At 34.5% G+C, this 15772-nt stretch carries 14 protein-coding genes and 1 pseudogene; 4 read left to right on the forward strand and 11 right to left on the reverse strand.

Features of this window, described 5'->3' with window-relative positions:
* The first annotated feature begins 151 nt into the window (after positions 1-151).
* Positions 152-358, forward strand: a complete 207-nt coding sequence (locus MHB70_RS14270) for a hypothetical protein (protein WP_001009379.1) — start codon at positions 152-154, stop codon at positions 356-358.
* Between the two features lie 377 nt (positions 359-735).
* On the opposite strand, the gene MHB70_RS14275 is transcribed toward MHB70_RS14270, so the two are convergent.
* The 5 genes from MHB70_RS14275 to MHB70_RS14295 form a co-directional block, all read right to left on the reverse strand.
* Positions 736-1680, reverse strand: a complete 945-nt coding sequence (locus tag MHB70_RS14275; protein WP_000052091.1) for an acetyl-CoA carboxylase carboxyltransferase subunit alpha — start codon at positions 1678-1680, stop codon at positions 736-738.
* Between the two features lie 32 nt (positions 1681-1712).
* The gene (locus tag MHB70_RS14280) at positions 1713-2159 is read right to left on the reverse strand and encodes a MarR family winged helix-turn-helix transcriptional regulator (RefSeq protein ID WP_000817662.1); all 447 of its coding nucleotides are present in this window, start codon (positions 2157-2159) and stop codon (positions 1713-1715) included.
* A gap of 517 nt (positions 2160-2676) precedes the next feature.
* The gene (locus MHB70_RS14285; protein ID WP_061530650.1) at positions 2677-4533 is read right to left on the reverse strand and encodes an alpha/beta fold hydrolase; all 1857 of its coding nucleotides are present in this window, start codon (positions 4531-4533) and stop codon (positions 2677-2679) included.
* Between the two features lie 58 nt (positions 4534-4591).
* Positions 4592-5158: a TetR/AcrR family transcriptional regulator gene (locus MHB70_RS14290; RefSeq protein WP_001072318.1), complete on the reverse strand. Its 567-nt coding sequence runs from the start codon at positions 5156-5158 to the stop codon at positions 4592-4594.
* 480 nt (positions 5159-5638) lie between these two features.
* Positions 5639-5767 (reverse strand): hypothetical protein, encoded by a 129-nt coding sequence (locus MHB70_RS14295; protein ID WP_002093597.1) that lies wholly within the window; start codon positions 5765-5767, stop codon positions 5639-5641.
* 336 nt (positions 5768-6103) lie between these two features.
* Between MHB70_RS14295 and MHB70_RS14300 the strand changes: the two genes are divergently transcribed.
* Together MHB70_RS14300 and MHB70_RS14305 are read left to right on the forward strand one after the other, a co-directional pair.
* Positions 6104-6787 carry a GntR family transcriptional regulator gene (locus MHB70_RS14300; RefSeq protein WP_000659655.1) on the forward strand — a complete coding sequence of 228 codons (684 nt, stop codon included), beginning with the start codon at positions 6104-6106 and terminating at the stop codon, positions 6785-6787.
* A gap of 21 nt (positions 6788-6808) precedes the next feature.
* On the forward strand, positions 6809-7441 hold the full coding sequence (locus tag MHB70_RS14305) for a sterol desaturase family protein (protein ID WP_061530651.1): 633 nt from the start codon (positions 6809-6811) through the stop codon (positions 7439-7441).
* Positions 7442-8060: 619 nt separating this feature from the next.
* Here the strand turns inward: MHB70_RS14305 and MHB70_RS14310 are convergent.
* The 5 genes and pseudogenes from MHB70_RS14310 to MHB70_RS14330 form a co-directional block, all read right to left on the reverse strand.
* Positions 8061-9164, reverse strand: coding sequence for a Ger(x)C family spore germination protein (locus MHB70_RS14310; RefSeq protein WP_061530652.1), 1104 nt, complete (start codon positions 9162-9164; stop codon positions 8061-8063).
* Positions 9161-10264: a GerAB/ArcD/ProY family transporter gene (locus tag MHB70_RS14315; protein WP_061530675.1), complete on the reverse strand. Its 1104-nt coding sequence runs from the start codon at positions 10262-10264 to the stop codon at positions 9161-9163. The genes MHB70_RS14310 and MHB70_RS14315 overlap by 4 nt, the downstream gene beginning before the upstream one ends.
* A gap of 4 nt (positions 10265-10268) precedes the next feature.
* Positions 10269-11816: a spore germination protein gene (locus tag MHB70_RS14320; protein WP_061530653.1), complete on the reverse strand. Its 1548-nt coding sequence runs from the start codon at positions 11814-11816 to the stop codon at positions 10269-10271.
* A gap of 247 nt (positions 11817-12063) precedes the next feature.
* Positions 12064-12785 (reverse strand): annotated as a pseudogene (locus MHB70_RS14325) (MFS transporter); the annotation flags it as partial.
* Positions 12786-12943: 158 nt separating this feature from the next.
* Positions 12944-13708 carry an SDR family oxidoreductase gene (locus MHB70_RS14330; RefSeq protein WP_061530654.1) on the reverse strand — a complete coding sequence of 255 codons (765 nt, stop codon included), beginning with the start codon at positions 13706-13708 and terminating at the stop codon, positions 12944-12946.
* Between the two features lie 167 nt (positions 13709-13875).
* On the opposite strand from MHB70_RS14330, the gene MHB70_RS14335 reads away from it, so the two are divergent.
* Complete coding sequence (locus MHB70_RS14335; RefSeq protein ID WP_001178574.1) at positions 13876-14316, forward strand: Lrp/AsnC family transcriptional regulator; 441 nt, start codon at positions 13876-13878, stop codon at positions 14314-14316.
* 169 nt (positions 14317-14485) lie between these two features.
* On the opposite strand, the gene MHB70_RS14340 is transcribed toward MHB70_RS14335, so the two are convergent.
* Entirely contained in the window at positions 14486-15691 is a 1206-nt protein-coding gene (locus MHB70_RS14340; protein ID WP_000501381.1) for a M20 family metallopeptidase, read from the reverse strand.
* Between the last annotated feature and the right edge of the window lie 81 nt (positions 15692-15772).

A 15772-nucleotide genomic window follows, 5' to 3' on the forward strand; every position in this document is an offset into this window, starting at 1 on the left:
AAGATTTAGTAAAAACAAGGATTCTATGAAAAACTTGCTACCGATAATGAGACGTTATGTTAACCGAATATGTATATCATATACAAAAAAATTACACGATGTATTACTCCTCGCTAATGGTATAATAAGGAAAGACGGAAGGAGAATCTCAATGAATTTCATACAATTTTTTGATGTTACATTTAATATGCTGTATACGTTTTTTTCAAAAGGAATTTGGATAGTCCTCTTCTTCTTTTTCTTGAATAAGTTATACGAGAACCAAAAATTGATGGCAACATCACGTGTAATTACTGCCGTTCTTCTTGGGCTTTATCTCTTATACATTATTTTAGGACCCCTATTCTACTTCCAATAACGAGAATTATGTAAATAAGCTGTCCATGTGGACAGCTTATTGTTTTTTTGCTTAGCATGCAAAATTCGTGTCTTGTTGGCGGTACCACATTGCCATCAACCTAAGCTTTTGAGATACCCCCCATAACGAAATTTCCACCTTTTTACAGTTATTTATGAGAATTCAGCTCATTTTTTCGTTTTGGGGAACAATCAATTTCTTAAGTTGATGGGTATGTGATAATGCTTCCATTTGAACAAATTTTCCTTTTCCATACCGATCACACATCTTTTGTAGAGTAATAGTATCAGCATATCCCAGTTTAAGAGGTTACTTACAAAATATTCGAAATTTTTTTGCGAGAATCCTCCGAAATGTAATACGGACTTTAAATATTTTCATTTATAATTCTCTATTTGTCTATACTTTTCATACCGCTGTTGTATAAGCTCTTCCGAGGATAATAGTATCAATTTTTTTAGAGATGATTCGATTACAGATTCAATCATTTTTGCCTGTGATTTTATATCATTTTGTGCTCCACCTTTAATTTCAGGAATGATTTCATCAATAATTCCTAAATGTTTTAAATCTTTTGCTGAAATTTTCATATGTTCAGCAGCTTCTGGAGCATACTTAGCGTCCTTCCATAGGATAGATGCTGCTCCTTCTGGCGAAATTACCGAGTACCATGAATACTCTAACATATGGATATGGTTACCGACACTAATGCCAAGAGCTCCACCACTTGATGCCTCTCCAATTACAATACAAACAATCGGCACTTTAAGTGTAGTCATTTCAAATAGATTTCGAGCTATCGCTTCAGAAATTCCACGTTCTTCAGACCCTATCCCTGGATAGGCGCCTATTGTATCAATAAATGTAATAATAGGGCGATTAAATTTATCAGCTTGTTTCATAAGTCTTAGCGCTTTTCTATAACCTTCTGGATGTGCCATTCCAAAATTTCTTTCTATACTTTCCTTTGTATTTCTACCTCTTTGATGACCAATAACCGTAACGGGCATTCCTTTAAATTTTGCAATACCACCCATCATTGCTTTATCATCACCATATAATCGATCACCATGAAGTTCGAGAAAATTTGTAAACAATAAAGGTATATAGTCCAATGTCGTGGGTCGGTTACGTAGCCTTGCAATTTGAACTCGTTGAAAAGGTGTAATATTAGAATAAATTTTATCTTGCATTTTATTTAAACGTTTTTCTAATTCATGAATTTCTGACGATAAATCTACATTATTTTCTTTCATAATTTTCTTTAATTCATCAAATTTCTCTTTTAATTCAATAATAGGACGTTCAAAATGCAAACTCATTTTATCCTCCAAATGTTATGACTTACCTCACTCTAATCAAAAGGCTTAGAAATAGAATCAATAAATAATTCAAAACCATCCACAACTATTTTTTGTTCTGATTCTGATAAATTATTGAGAATACTTTGATAAAATGTAATGGATTGCTCTCTTAAGCAATTAACAGTTATGTGACCTTTTTCTGTGAGATGCAGAAAAAGTTCTCTTCTATTTTTTTCATTTACTTCACGATAAATAAGCCCCTTTTTTACTAACTTATCTACCAATCTACTTACAGTTGAAGTCTCTAATCTAAGTTTATTGGATAGTTGCCAAACAGTTAGTTTTTCCACCTCTAGTTCCTCTAACGCCATCATTTGAGAAGTTGGTAAAGGTTTTTCAAATGGTCCATTGGGCAAATTTTGAGATTCAAAAACCCCAGTTATTATAATCATTTTCTTAATATCTGTCCTTAGTTTTAAGGCATCTTCTCTTTTCAAAAAGGTCACCCTCCTACAACTAATGTATCATACATCAATTGTATTATACATGAATATGTTTTTTTCACAAGCTTAACGTAAGCCAATATTACAACATGGACGAGATATTTCTTCTTGTTAAAATGGTATAAGTGGATTGTTTTCTACAAATGGCAGAACATCAATTATGTATCAGGGGCCTTTATGGGGTACCGCTCATCGCAATCAAGCCAAGAAAATAAAACTACCCCAAAAACGAAACTTTGTGATAACTTGTAACAAAAAACTCATAATTTTTTGGGGAGTTCTAAATTCTTAAGTTGATGGGCATGGGGTAGCACCACATCGCCATCAAGCTAAAATTTTATAGCACCCCCAGAACGAAATTTTGTACTATCTTGTAACAAAATGCTCATTTTTTCGTTTTGAGGTATTTGCGTTTCTTAGTCTGATGGTGATGGGGTGGGGCCCTAAACAGTACGATTTTATTTCAAAGACACAACGATCTTACTACACACTTTTTATTTATCCCACACTCTCATCTGCTAGTATTACTATTTTTTATTACTAATGTTGCCGTTTCACTCGGATGGCTAAGAGGAAAATGATGGCCATATGGAACAAAATCAACCTTACCAAGATGCGATGGAGCAGAATAGCCTCTGTCATAATCCCCCCAAATAATGTGAAGATTATACTTTGTTACTTCATTGAAATCACCTTGATCGTTTTTCAGTAATAAACTGTTAAGCTGAACCGTAGTATTTAAAATTCTAGGAGAAGTAAAACTTTTACTTATTTTTTCAATATACTGTTCAGGGATGCTCTCCATACTTTCAAACAAACCATTACTTAATAAATAACGCCCTATCAAATTAGTAGTTGCCAATTTTAATGTCCATTTGTTCATAAATTGAGGAACATTTAGCAATTTAGCATTTTTTTTAGCAACAGGTGGCTGAAGTAAAGTGATTGAATACTTCTTATCTATGTACTCTTGTACCAATGCTTCCAGAAGAATAAACGCACCGAATGAATGGCCAATTAGATGTGCACCATTAGTAGCTTTCTCCAATAACTTTTTCACTACATTCAAATAGATATCTAGAAGATTTTTCTCTTGTTTAAAAGGAGAACGTCCCAAACCTGGAAGGTCCAAAATCCATACAGGTTGACCAGTTTTTTCATGAAGCTCTTGTGCTAAAGGAAATAAATCCTCTCCATCACTCAATAAACCATGTAATAAAATAAACGGTTTACCCTCTCCTTGTAATTGGTAAAGGGTGGTGTTATCGCATAATGTTCGTTTAAATAAATGATTATGTTGGCCATTTTGATACATCATTCGATAATCCAGATCAGCTACTACGGCAGGGAAAAATTTCATTACACTCGTCTTCTTAAACCAATCTCCTCCCATAATTTTTTTCGCTGAAACATTTGAAAATTTTCGTTTTGTAATAAAATTCAGTCCATCAGAAGGCATTTTTGTTATTTTACTTACTCCACTATTCATAATTGCTTTCATAAGTGGCATTGGGACAGAGATTTTTGGTGCCTTCATATTCATACTTTCCGACATAATACTTAATAATTCAGCAATGTTCTGATCGTGCTGTTTGTCTTCAACAAGTGTATATGTTTGAATAGTCGGTTGTTCCAATCTAAAAACCTGCACAATAAACTTCGCAAGCTCATCGTTTGAAATAAGTGGTAACCTATATCCCTTACCTCCAGGAATCACTGGCATGAGCCCTCTTCGCATACTCATCACAAGCAAACCTAATCCTGCTATCTGTTCTGTACTCCCTGTTTTACTACTACCGACTACAGTTGGCGGATTAATTACAGAAAGCGGATAACCTACTGCTAATGCCTGATGACGGATATAAAGATCTGCTAAAAATTTTGTTCTCTCATATGGATTTTTTATTTTCAAATAATTGTTTCCTTCTTTAAACACATCAATTGCAATCTTGCTATTTTTATCATCAAAGGGACTCATATAACCTACAACATGAATAAATTGTTGCAAGCCCTTCAATTGATGAATACTTTTAGCTAATTCACTAATATGTTTGGCGCCATTTAAAAATACGGAAGCTGCCTCTTTACTTGTCACTTGAATGTCCATGGGGCCTCCTGCGTGAATAATCACATCCGTTTTCAATACCCTCTCCTTATCTTCAGCACTTAGACCTAAATCTATTTTCGTCAAATCACCTTCAATAAAGTGCATAACTGCCTTTTTTAAGATGCCTCTTTCTTGAAAAAGGCGTGTTGCTTTACTTTTCGACCTCACTAAAAGAAGAATTTTAACATCCTCTTTGGCTAATTCTTTCACTAATTGCTTTCCAATAAAGCCTGTTCCACCAATTAAAAATACTGTTCTCATATAAAATCCCCCTTTTAGTACTATTTAGTACTAATTTGATGTAAAAAAAAAGCTTCTTTTATCGAAGCAATTTTAAAAAATGATCTGCTGTTTTCGTAATTACAGTTGCATCCTTCAATGTTTCTGAAATAAATAACGCTCCTTCAAGATTTGTAATAAACAGTGATGCAACCTCATCAATATGAATCGTATTTCTGAATTCTCCATTCTCTACCCCTTGTTTAAGTAATAGAGAAACTTTCTTTTGTAATCCTGTAAAAAAAAGACCTATTTTTTCTTTTATTTGCGTGGCCTGTTTAGGACTTTGAATATAAAGAGTAATAAATGGACAGCTCCCCTTATACTCTCTCGATTGAACTCCTTGTGATAATTGCTTTAAAAACAGTTGGATACGATCTTCAACTAAAAATTGGTTCTGAGAAAGTACGTCATCAATTGCAGATTGATACATTTCAATCCAATAATCAACGACCCCTTCTAATAATACTTCCTTATTAGAAAAGTGATAATACACATTAGACTTTGAAACTTTGCTTACACGTACTAATTCATCCATACTTGTATAAGCAAACCCTTTTTCTAAAAATAATGTTGCAGCTACTTCAATCACACGTTTTTGATTCATTAATTTTACCTTTGTCATAACTAGAACTATATAGTACTAATTTAAACATTGCAAGTATTTATGTTAATTTAGAAAAAAATTTGATAAAAAATTTCCACTAACATTGATTTTACTGCAAAAAAATCTTATTTTGAATAAAGTTGAACTGAACCCCGAAATTGTTAATTCACTATCGTCTAATAGAGGTTGCAATACATACCCATCAACTTAAGAAAAAGAAATGCCCCCAAAATAAAAAAATGAGCGGCTTCTCAGAATAGCTATCTGTAGAGAAAGAAAATTTTAATTAGGGGGATATGAAAATATTAGCTTGATGGTGATGGGGTGCTCCCCCATCGCTATCAAGCTAATATTCTGAAGTACGCCCAAAATGGGAATTTTATATTTCTATGGTTAATTAGATCTTAGTTATTTTAGGAATCCTAAATTTCCTCAGTCCAATTTAGAAGTTCTTTTCAAAAAATAGGGTTCTTAAGATACTTATCTTAAGAACCCTATTTTTTGATTTAGCATGGAAAGTATAATCTTTTCTAATTCAGCTTTATTTAAAACATCCTCAATAATTACAACTTGATAGGCATTGTCCTTTCCTTTTGCAGGAACAATCATTTTCATCCCCTTTATATTCCTTCCAGTTCATAATTTTCTATCTTGTCATTGTCATTAATCATAAATAAAATGGATCTTCTCCTCGTTCTATAGTGATGGTTTTTTCCTTTTTCTAAAATAGCGGATTGATAAATAAATTTTCTTAAAATTAAAGAAGTTGAGTGCGAAAGCAATGAAAATAAACTATTCTTTTCATAGAAATATATAGAAAGTTCGACAATCCTAATTATAAAAATTCACTCCTTTATCATTGACAGAAAATTCAAATTCAATATATAATTTTGGTATTACCAATGCCTTGAACATGTATTACCATTAAATAAAGGAGACGATGACTTGAAAGAAAAGGAACGCACCTCAGATAAAATTGTGAACGAATTAATTAAATCCATATTGGCCGGTGTTTATTCTATAGGAAGCACTTTACCGCCGGAAAGAGAGCTTGCGAAAGAATTTGGTGTTGGTCGCCCAACTATTCGTGAGGCGCTTCAACGTTTAGGAAGAAGTGGCTGGATAACAGGAAGAAAAGGAATGCCATCGATCATTAATGATTATTGGAGCAATGGTAATCTAACGACACTTATTAATATTGTTGAGAATCATCATACCATTACAGATGAATTCATTATGTATTTATTAGAATTTAGAAGTTCGTTGACTCCGACTTATATTCGTAATGCTGTTACGTTTAATCAACCTAAAGTGGTTGCTCTCCTTGCTAATCTTGAGCAACTTGAAGATAGTGCAGAAAGCTATGCAGCATTTGATTGGGATTTGCAAAAAAGGTGTGCTGGGCTTGCTGCCAATCCAATCTTTCTACTCATTTTAAATAGCTTTGATTCCATTTATGTAGATATGGCAAAAAGGTATTTTTCTGTAAAAGATCATCGTGAGTTATCCTTCAACTATTATCACGATTTATTAAAAGCTGCATTAAAGGGAGATGCAATTGAAGCAGAAAGATTGTGTAAGACAACATTGGAGAAAAGCTTGGCTCTTTGGAAAGATAGAAAAAAATAAAGAAAGCTGGAGGCGTGATAAATGAAACTAAAATATTTTAAAGAATATTTTTCCTATCCTGATATTTTGATTATGAGCTGTCTTTTCCTCACTAGCTTTGGATTTATGATTTTACATTTAACCTCTATCGGAATTTGGGGTGCTTTTATTTTGGGAATGATTATGTATTCCTTAGCTGAGTACGCTACTCACAGGTTTATTTTTCATCTAAAGCCACCAAAGAATGCATTTTTATTAAAAACGCTTAAGCGCCTACATTATGACCATCATACAAATCCGAATGAATTACATTTATTATTTTTACCCTTATGGTATAGTGTGCCAAACATTGCAATTTCAGGAGCGATTTTTTATTTTCTTTCATCCAGCTTTGTCATGACAAACGCATTTATTGCAGGTATTATGCTCTTTTTATTATTTTATGAGTGGAAGCATTATATCGCGCATCGCCCCCTTCAACCAATATCACCATGGGGGCGATGGATGAAAAAAGTTCATTTATGGCATCACTTCAAAAATGAAAATTACTGGTATGGTGTTACGAATCCAGCCTATGATTTTCTCATGGGAACCTTTAAAGACCAAAAAGATGTTGCCCAAAGTAAAACTGCTAAAAACCTAGAGAAACGTGGTGACCAGAAAATAGAATTATAAAAATAATCTATTGTCATCATCCTGGAAATGTTGAATGAATTTTGCAGATTCGACATTTCTCAGGGAGTGGCAGGCATTTTTTCCTATTGAGTAGTACGCATGGTAATAGATTGCGTAAGGATCTTTTGAAAGTTTGTTCTGATCATTTACGAATTTATGTTCTTTTTAGAGGTATTTGTTGGAATGTCTATTAATCAATGAAAGATGAAAAATGAATGTGAAAATAAAAAAGAACTCTTTCATCTGTTGAGGAGTTCTTTTCATATAAATTACGATTGGGGTACCGTCACATCACCATCAAGCTAAGAAATGCAAATACCCCAAAACGAAAAATAAGCTGCCTTCTGTCAAAAATACACGAAATTTTTAGCTTGAGGTGTTATAAAATTTTTAAGTTGATAGGTAGGGTCAATACCCCATCGCCATCACCTTAAGAATTCAGAATTACCCCAAGACGAAAAAATGAGCGTTTTTGTTACAAGTTAACACAAAATTTCGTTCTGGGGGTACTATAAAATTTAAGGTTCATAGCGATGTGACGGTACTCCTATTAAAGACATTTCTCCTTCTAAAGTAGACAGTACTTGCAATCTTAGTACGAATCACAGTTGAATTCATGTTACTTAATCGTACCCATTCCGGAAATTTTAATGTTAACCTTGACGTTTACATCGCCTTTTGCTAATTCGTTATTCCATTTATTTTGGACTTTTTTCCATTCTGGATATGTGTAAGTTCTTGCATATCTCCCAAGCCCAATAGGATCAATATTGGCAGTTTGTATTTTCTTTATTAATTGTTTGAAATCAGCTTCCAGCTTAGTTTCGATCGCCTTTTGTAATTTTGCTGCATTCTTTCTTGTATTGAACGAAAAAAGCCGTTCTGTAATGCCGACCCTCATCTTTATATCTGTATTAAATATAAACTTATTATCATATCTTACCTTTGTCTTTACTTTAATATTATATGCAGTAAAACTTATCCAATCTTTATCCTGGCTATTAGACTTTAGTTTAATTGCAATTGTAAATGGAAAATCGCCTGTAGTTCTTTGTTGCAGAATGCGTAATAATTTATTTTCATCGTATTTTAGTGTTAATTTATACCGTCCTTTTTCATCTAGCAAAGCTGTACCTGTCACAAATATTTTTTTCGTTTTTTTCATCTCAGTCATATTTGCTGTTAACCCTTTGTCTGCTATTTGTTCATGTAGTTCTTGAAGATTTGTTTTTACTGTTATATTTCTTAAAGAGGCGGTATCAACTAGTTTTGTTAAATATAGAGGAAGACGCGGCTTATCTTTTGGATTGTAATAGATGACGTCTGAAACAGGTCCATCTACAGCAACAACCCTTGTGGTAACTGTATTTTTGGGATCTCGGTAAAATGGATCGAGATATTTCATCCAATTTTTTTGTTTCAGTAACCGTTTTCCAACTAAAATAACCTGTGTTTTGCTTCCCGAGGTAAGTGCCATAACAGTAGCATCAAATTGGTCTCTAGATTTTCGAACCGTAGCAGATTTTACAACAGTAGTTTCTTCTTTTACTTTTGCTTCTTTATTAAAAACAGGGCTTGATATATACACTAATAAATTATCATTACGATCTAAATCAATACCAAGAACAAGAGTAAGAGAAACGTCTTCAACATTTGTTTGATCAAAGCATCCAGTCATCATGAATACCGATAACAAAATACAACACAGTACTTTTCTTTTCAATGTATCCTCCCCTGGCGAAACTTCTCATATAGACAGCAGTACAGCCATAAAATGATAGGTAATATATAGGTTAATCCTAATCCAGCATTCGATAATACCTGTTGCCAAATTTCGGCTTCATTCCAACTAGGATGAGTCCAAAATATGAATCCGATAATGAGCAATAAGAGAATAACTACATGAGAGCTATGGTCTTGTTTTCCAAGTAATTGGCTTGAACAAAATACAGCGCAATATATGGTGGGAATCCATGCTGTGGAAACAACGGGTAAGTAAAGAGCCAATAAAATCATGTCAAAACGTTCTAAAAAACGAAACTCAATTACTTTCAGTAAATTTAGTACTGGTTGGTTAAATTGCGTAATGCTATCAGGGCTAAAATAGGCAAAGCAAACAAAAGTAGCAAATAAATAAAATAACATCGTTAAAGTATTTGCAATAACCATTCCATGGACTGCATACTGTTTTTTTTGTAAAAAGGGATATAAAAAGAACGCAATATCAAATCCTAAATAAGCAAAAATAGTGGTCGGTACAGCTGTAAATATAGGTTTCCACCCATCTTTTAAGAGAGGAAAGAATGGCATCCAACTTCCGTTCTCTTTAAGAGGTATCAAAAAAAATAACGGAATCCAAAGCATCGTATAAAAAGTAAGTTCGGAGTACCGCCCTATAATACGAGGGCCGTTACGTGCGACAAGAAAGGTAGGAATCGAAAACAAAAAGATAACGAGATAGTCAGGCGTTTTTGGAAGAAGCCATCCCTTAAGATAAAGCATAGCGTTCACAAGAACTACACAAGAATAAAAAGCGAAGTACATCATGTAAATAACAACGAATGCTTTCCCTACTATTTTTCCAAACAATCGTATAAGAATATCATAAATCGTATCCTCAGGATATCTTGCAGCTGTTTTCACTATAAACACACCTGATATTGTGGAGAAAATCCAACCAATCAATATAGCTATCCATCCATCTGTTCCAGCCTTTTCTGCAAGCACACGTGGAAGCGATAGAACGCCAGTGCCCACCTGCACTCCATTAATTAAAATAATATACTGCATAAGAGTGATTTCATTATAGGCATAATTTTTCATAATTTCACCTTTTATTACGATTCTTTCCTTGTCGAATAGTTTGATTGGTTCCATTCCCCTTAGGACGCCTTCTTATTGTCCATAAAGGAAAGCGTATAAAAACATCTTTCATATCTGCAAAACGAAAGGGTGCTAATGGTGTTCCATAAGAAGTGCCTAGCGATTTAAGACTACTTAGATGCCCAATTAAAGTCATCCACCCGATAACAAGTCCTACAATTCCAAATAAGGCAGCTGCTAGCATCATTGGAAAACGTAAAAGTCTTACTGACGCTCCCATATCATAGTTAGGAATAACAAAAGAAGAGATAGCGGTAACAGCGACAACAATAATCATAATATTGCTTACAATTCCTGCCTGAACAGCCGCCTGACCAATGACAATACCACCTACAATTCCAACTGTCTGACCAATCGGAGTAGGTATCCGCAAAGCCCCTTCTCTCATCGTTTCCAATGTTATTTCCATAAGTAATGCTTCCATAACTGGAGAAAAGGGTACGCGCGTTCTTGATTCAGCAATAGATAAATATAGCTCTACAGGAATAACTTCAAAATTAAAGGAAATAAACGCAACATAACTCGCCGGCAGAAATAAAGCAACCATAAAGGCGATAAAACGAAGCAACCGAATAGACGAAGCAACTAACCACCTTGTACCGTAATCATCAACTCCTTGAAAAAAGGAAATAAAATTTGTTGGAGTAATTAATACATTAGGTGAATGATCCATTACAGTTACAAATCTGCCCTGTAAAATGTGAGATACAGCCAAATCAGGTCTTTCAGTTAATATAAATTGCGGAAACGGCGAGTAAGGGTGATCTTCAATGAATTCTATAAGTTCGCCATTACTAGTCACAGCATCGATTGTAATATTTTGAATTCGTGTTTCTAATTCCTTCAGCACATCTTCAGAAGCTACATCTTTCAAATATAAAATAGAAATTTGGGTTTTGCTCCGTACACCAATTACTATTTCTTTTATCGCTAATTCACGATGGGGAATATATCTTCGAATCATTGCGATATTTTGACTTCCAGTTTCTATGAATGCTTGATGTGCACCTTTTAGAGCTATTTCGTTATGTGCGTCTTCAACACTTCTTTGTGGCCATCCTTTTGTATCCAATTGATGTGCTGTTGTTCGACTGTGAATTAATAAAACACTATCTCCCCCAAAAATAGCATTTTCAATCTGACTCAATGTATTAATAATCTTAATTTGTCCTAATGGAATTGGAAGTTCTATATTGGTATTAAAATCACTATTCATCAAAGGACTTAGAACATGATTCTGAATCAATTCTTTATCTGTTAATCCAGACAAATATACTAAAACTGCTTCTAATCCATCTACTGTTATTTGAAACCGCCGAATTACTAAATCAGGCGCTTGACGAAATATATTCTGAATATTAGCTATGTTTTTGGTTAAATCAGCGTCTAAGAGGGCGTCTTCAATATTTTTTTCCTGAAAATGAGTATTGTCTCGTATTGGAAATGACTTAGGATTATCTCTATATTTTAAACGCCTCAAAAATTTAGCCATGATTCTCTCACTTTCTATGTACTTTTTATAATATGTTTAGTATGCATATATTAAGAAAAAATATCCTACTAACTAGAGAGGTAACATTAGAATTATTACTATAAATTTTCGGGTGCATATTTCATAAAAATCAAGTTCAAAAATAGTCCTTTAAGTTGATGGATGTGTGATACTACCAAGCTAGTAAAACTAAATTTCCTTAAAATGAAAAAATACGCTATTCTTTCTGTAGAATCATAGGAAAGGATGGCGTACTTGCACTTGAAAAGCCTGTGACATTTGTAAAGATCGGAGTGAAATAACTAAATGCTGCAAACGTACCACCAATAATGAACATACTTGTTACGTACGCTGCCCAAAGATGAATATTCTTAAATCGCAGAAGTTCGTCTTTCCAATTTAATTGCTCTTTATTTGAAGATGATGGTAACAACCGTTGAATCATAATCCCTGATACTAGCACAAGAACCGAAACTGCCCCAAAACTAATACGCCAGCCAAAATATTGCGAAATAACGGTTGTTATAGGTAAACCTAATACAGTTGAGAACATTAAACCTGCAAGTACAATTGATGCAGCTTTTCCCCTTGAATCAGAGTGAACCAATGTTGCAGAAAAGGAAATCGCAACTCCAAAAGCTGAAGCAATACCAGTTATAATACGTGAAATCATCATAATATTATAGTTCCAAGCAATAGCTCCGAGCGATTGACCAATTAAAAATACGAACATTAAAAACAATAATGCTTGTTTGCTGCGCATCCGTAAGAGGATTGCAGTTAAAATGGGGCCTCCTATTACCATTGCTCCTGCATAAGCTGAAATTAAATACCAATAGATGATACAGAAACCTGGAATGCAAGAGCAAGTTCATTCATCATACCTGCAACCATAAATTCTGATGTAGTCATACAAAAGATTGCTAAAGCTAATAAATAATCGATGGCATAAAAACACTCCTTATTCATAATTGTAATGATTGGTACAAAAATAATGCGAAAAAAGAGCGCACTAAGCGCCACAAATAGACTCTACTGTTCCTTTGATAACTTGTTCAGACTGAAACAAGGATCGTTTCATATCTAGTAATTTACTTGATTAGCTTGATGGGTATGGAGTAGTGCCCCTATAAACAAAACCCTCCAGAAACATCTATAATCTGCCCCGTTACCCAGCGGCTATCAGAATAAGCAAGGAATGCTACTGCATCTGCAATATCTTCAACTTGCCCTATTCGTCCAAACACAGATGAATTCGTAGCAAAATTTCGTATTTCCGGATTGTCTAGCAATTTCACATTCATATCAGTCTTCGTATATCCAGGCATAATTGTATTCACTGTTATACCTCTTTCTCCAAGATGTTTAGCTAGAGGAAGTGTCATCGTATTGAGTGCACCTTTACTTAAACCGTATGCAATGGATCCTGTAAAACCAAGTCTTACTTCAGCTGATGAAATGTTAATAACGCGCCCCTCTGCTCGTAGTAACGGTAATGTTTGCTGAATTAAAAAGAATGGCGCCTTAATATTTACGGCCATAATTTCATCAAAAAATTCTTCTGTCGTATTTTCAATCGTTCCTTGTGTACCTATCCCTGCATTGTTTACTAAAATATCAATCTCTGATGTACCAACTCTTATTTGTAATTCATTTTTTAATTGTTCTACTAGCTTTTTGACACCATCCATTGAATTGAACTCAGCTTCAATTAAGAACGCTTTTCCTCCATTACATTCAATCTCACTAATCGTTTCATCTGCAGCTGTTTTATTTCGGCCGTAGTGAATCGCAACTAATGCACCATCTTTCGCCAATCTCATTGCAATGGCACGGCCAATGCCGCGACTCGCTCCTGTTACTAACGCTACTTTCCCATCAAGATTCTTCATTTTTTCCATCCTTCCTAAATTTCCGTTTGATAAAAACCTATACTTATATTTTCATGCAAACACCAATCATTTTAAATATAGATTTATAGGTAATTTAGTTCATTCACTTATGATATTATAGTTATAATTTGTGATTCACTAAAAAAACAAAATAAGGAGGCTACACAATGCAAAACGCAGTAAAATTGGATGAAATTGACCATAAAATTATGAACTTGTTGTATGAAAATGCAAGAATTTCTGTTTCAGAAATAGGACGGATTATATCCATGACACAGCCTGCTGTAAAGGAACGTATGAATAAACTTGAAGATCAAGGAGTTATCGCAGCTTACCGAACAAAATTTGAGCCTTCCAAAATTAATAAAAACATTCAAGCATTCATCATGTTTAAAACGAGCCAATGCTCTGATTTTATCCAATATTGTAATGCCGCTCCTGAAGTAACAGATTTATACCGAATTAGCGGGGAATTTAATTATATGATGAAGGTCATGAGCGATTCGATGGATTCTCTCGCTACATTTTTAGACTCGTTAATGCAATTCGGATTATCATCTCCTTTAATTGTTTTAAAGAGTGAGTTTGAGGAGAAATTGTCGTTCTGATAAAGGGATACGTATTATCTCCCGCTAACAGTAAAAGTTTTTCCTTTATGAGAAAAACCAACAAAATCAATGATTAGTAAACAAAAAAGAACATTGATATTTCAATGTTCTTTTTTTATATCTCTACTTATTAATTAGATTGCTATTCGAAAAGAGCACCTTAATCCCCTTATCCCTGATTCCTCTGCGCCTCTCTAAACTCTTCCTTCACCTTCTCTAACAACCCTTCTTCCGTAATTAATCGATACGCCGTATTTGCTAATGCTTTTGCCGATGTAATTAACGCTTTGTCTCCTAATTCTGAACGGGCTGCTTCTCTAAATTCATTCGTATGCGCAATTAAGTCATCTGGACCTATTTTAATGTACGGGTGAATGGTCGGTACGACTTGGCTGACGTTTCCGGCGTCGGTTGAGCCGATGCCGATTCTTTCTTTACGATTTACTTCTTCACCAAGTAGTTCTAGTTCTTCCGCTACGATGTCGTTATATGTTTTTGTTACGAGTAGTTCATCGATTTCATTTTGGAATTGATGAATTTTTACTTTTGCACCTGTTGCTAACGCTGCTCCTTGTGCTATATTTCTTACTTTTTCTGTTACTTCCGCACATCTTTTTCGCGTAGCTGCACGGATGAAGAACCTTGCTGCGGCGTAGTCAGGAATAATGTTAGGTGCTTTTCCGCCTTCTGTAATGACGCCATGAATTTTCACGTCTGAAGGAAGTTGTTGGCGAAGTGCATTAATACTATTGTAAAGCTGAATCACCGCATCTAATGCGTTAATCCCTTCTTCAGGTGAAGCTGCGGCATGAGCTGTTTTTCCGTAAAAATGAAAATCAAGTGGATCGACTGCTAGTGAAGGGCTCGTCGTCGCTGTCTTTCCGCTCGGATGAATCATAAGCGCCGCATCAATGTTTTTAAATAACCCAGCTTTTACATAACTCGACTTTGCGCTACCATTAGGCCCGCCCTCTTCTGCTGGTGTTCCAAACACGACAACTTCTCCGCCGATTTCTTCAAGCGTTTCTGATAATGCGATTGCTGCTGCAACGCTAATTGTGCCAATTAAATTATGACCACACGCATGACCGAGTCCTGGTAAAGCATCATATTCCGCTAAAAATGCGATAACTGGTCCTTGTTTTCCTGAACTTTTTCGTGCGATAAAACCTGTTTCATGCCCAGCTATATTATGCTGCAGCTGAAAACCAGCACTACCTAGTAATAAACTTAACGTTCTTGATGCATAAAATTCTTGATTACCAATCTCTGGATTCGCATGAATATCATGACTTGTTTTTATGTACTTTTCCTTATTTCTTTCTATGCTCTCTTCAATTGTTTTTCTTTGTGACGTTACTCCTGTCGCTCCCATTTTTCTTCCTCCTTTTATTTTCACGTAAAAAAGCCTCTTTCTAAAAGATAGAAAGAGGCTTCTGTATATACAGTCAAAATG

Source organism: Bacillus sp. FSL M7-1020 (assembly GCF_038050415.1).
GTDB classification, from domain to species: domain Bacteria; phylum Bacillota; class Bacilli; order Bacillales; family Bacillaceae_G; genus Bacillus_A; species Bacillus_A toyonensis.

Excerpts from the sequence above, each read along its gene's own strand:
- MHB70_RS14270 (WP_001009379.1), top strand. The coding sequence starts at position 152 with ATGAATTTCATACAATTTTTTGATGTTACATTTAATATGCTGTATACG.
- MHB70_RS14275 (WP_000052091.1), bottom strand. The coding sequence starts at position 1,680 with ATGAGTTTGCATTTTGAACGTCCTATTATTGAATTAAAAGAGAAATTT.
- MHB70_RS14285 (WP_061530650.1), bottom strand. The coding sequence starts at position 4,533 with ATGAGAACAGTATTTTTAATTGGTGGAACAGGCTTTATTGGAAAGCAA.
- MHB70_RS14290 (WP_001072318.1), bottom strand. The coding sequence starts at position 5,158 with ATGAATCAAAAACGTGTGATTGAAGTAGCTGCAACATTATTTTTAGAA.
- MHB70_RS14295 (WP_002093597.1), bottom strand. The coding sequence starts at position 5,767 with ATGATTGTTCCTGCAAAAGGAAAGGACAATGCCTATCAAGTTGTAATT.
- MHB70_RS14305 (WP_061530651.1), top strand. The coding sequence starts at position 6,809 with ATGAAACTAAAATATTTTAAAGAATATTTTTCCTATCCTGATATTTTG.
- MHB70_RS14315 (WP_061530675.1), bottom strand. The coding sequence starts at position 10,264 with ATGAAAAATTATGCCTATAATGAAATCACTCTTATGCAGTATATTATT.
- MHB70_RS14320 (WP_061530653.1), bottom strand. The coding sequence starts at position 11,816 with ATGGCTAAATTTTTGAGGCGTTTAAAATATAGAGATAATCCTAAGTCA.
- MHB70_RS14330 (WP_061530654.1), bottom strand. The coding sequence starts at position 13,708 with ATGAAGAATCTTGATGGGAAAGTAGCGTTAGTAACAGGAGCGAGTCGC.
- MHB70_RS14335 (WP_001178574.1), top strand. The coding sequence starts at position 13,876 with ATGCAAAACGCAGTAAAATTGGATGAAATTGACCATAAAATTATGAAC.
- MHB70_RS14340 (WP_000501381.1), bottom strand. The coding sequence starts at position 15,691 with ATGGGAGCGACAGGAGTAACGTCACAAAGAAAAACAATTGAAGAGAGC.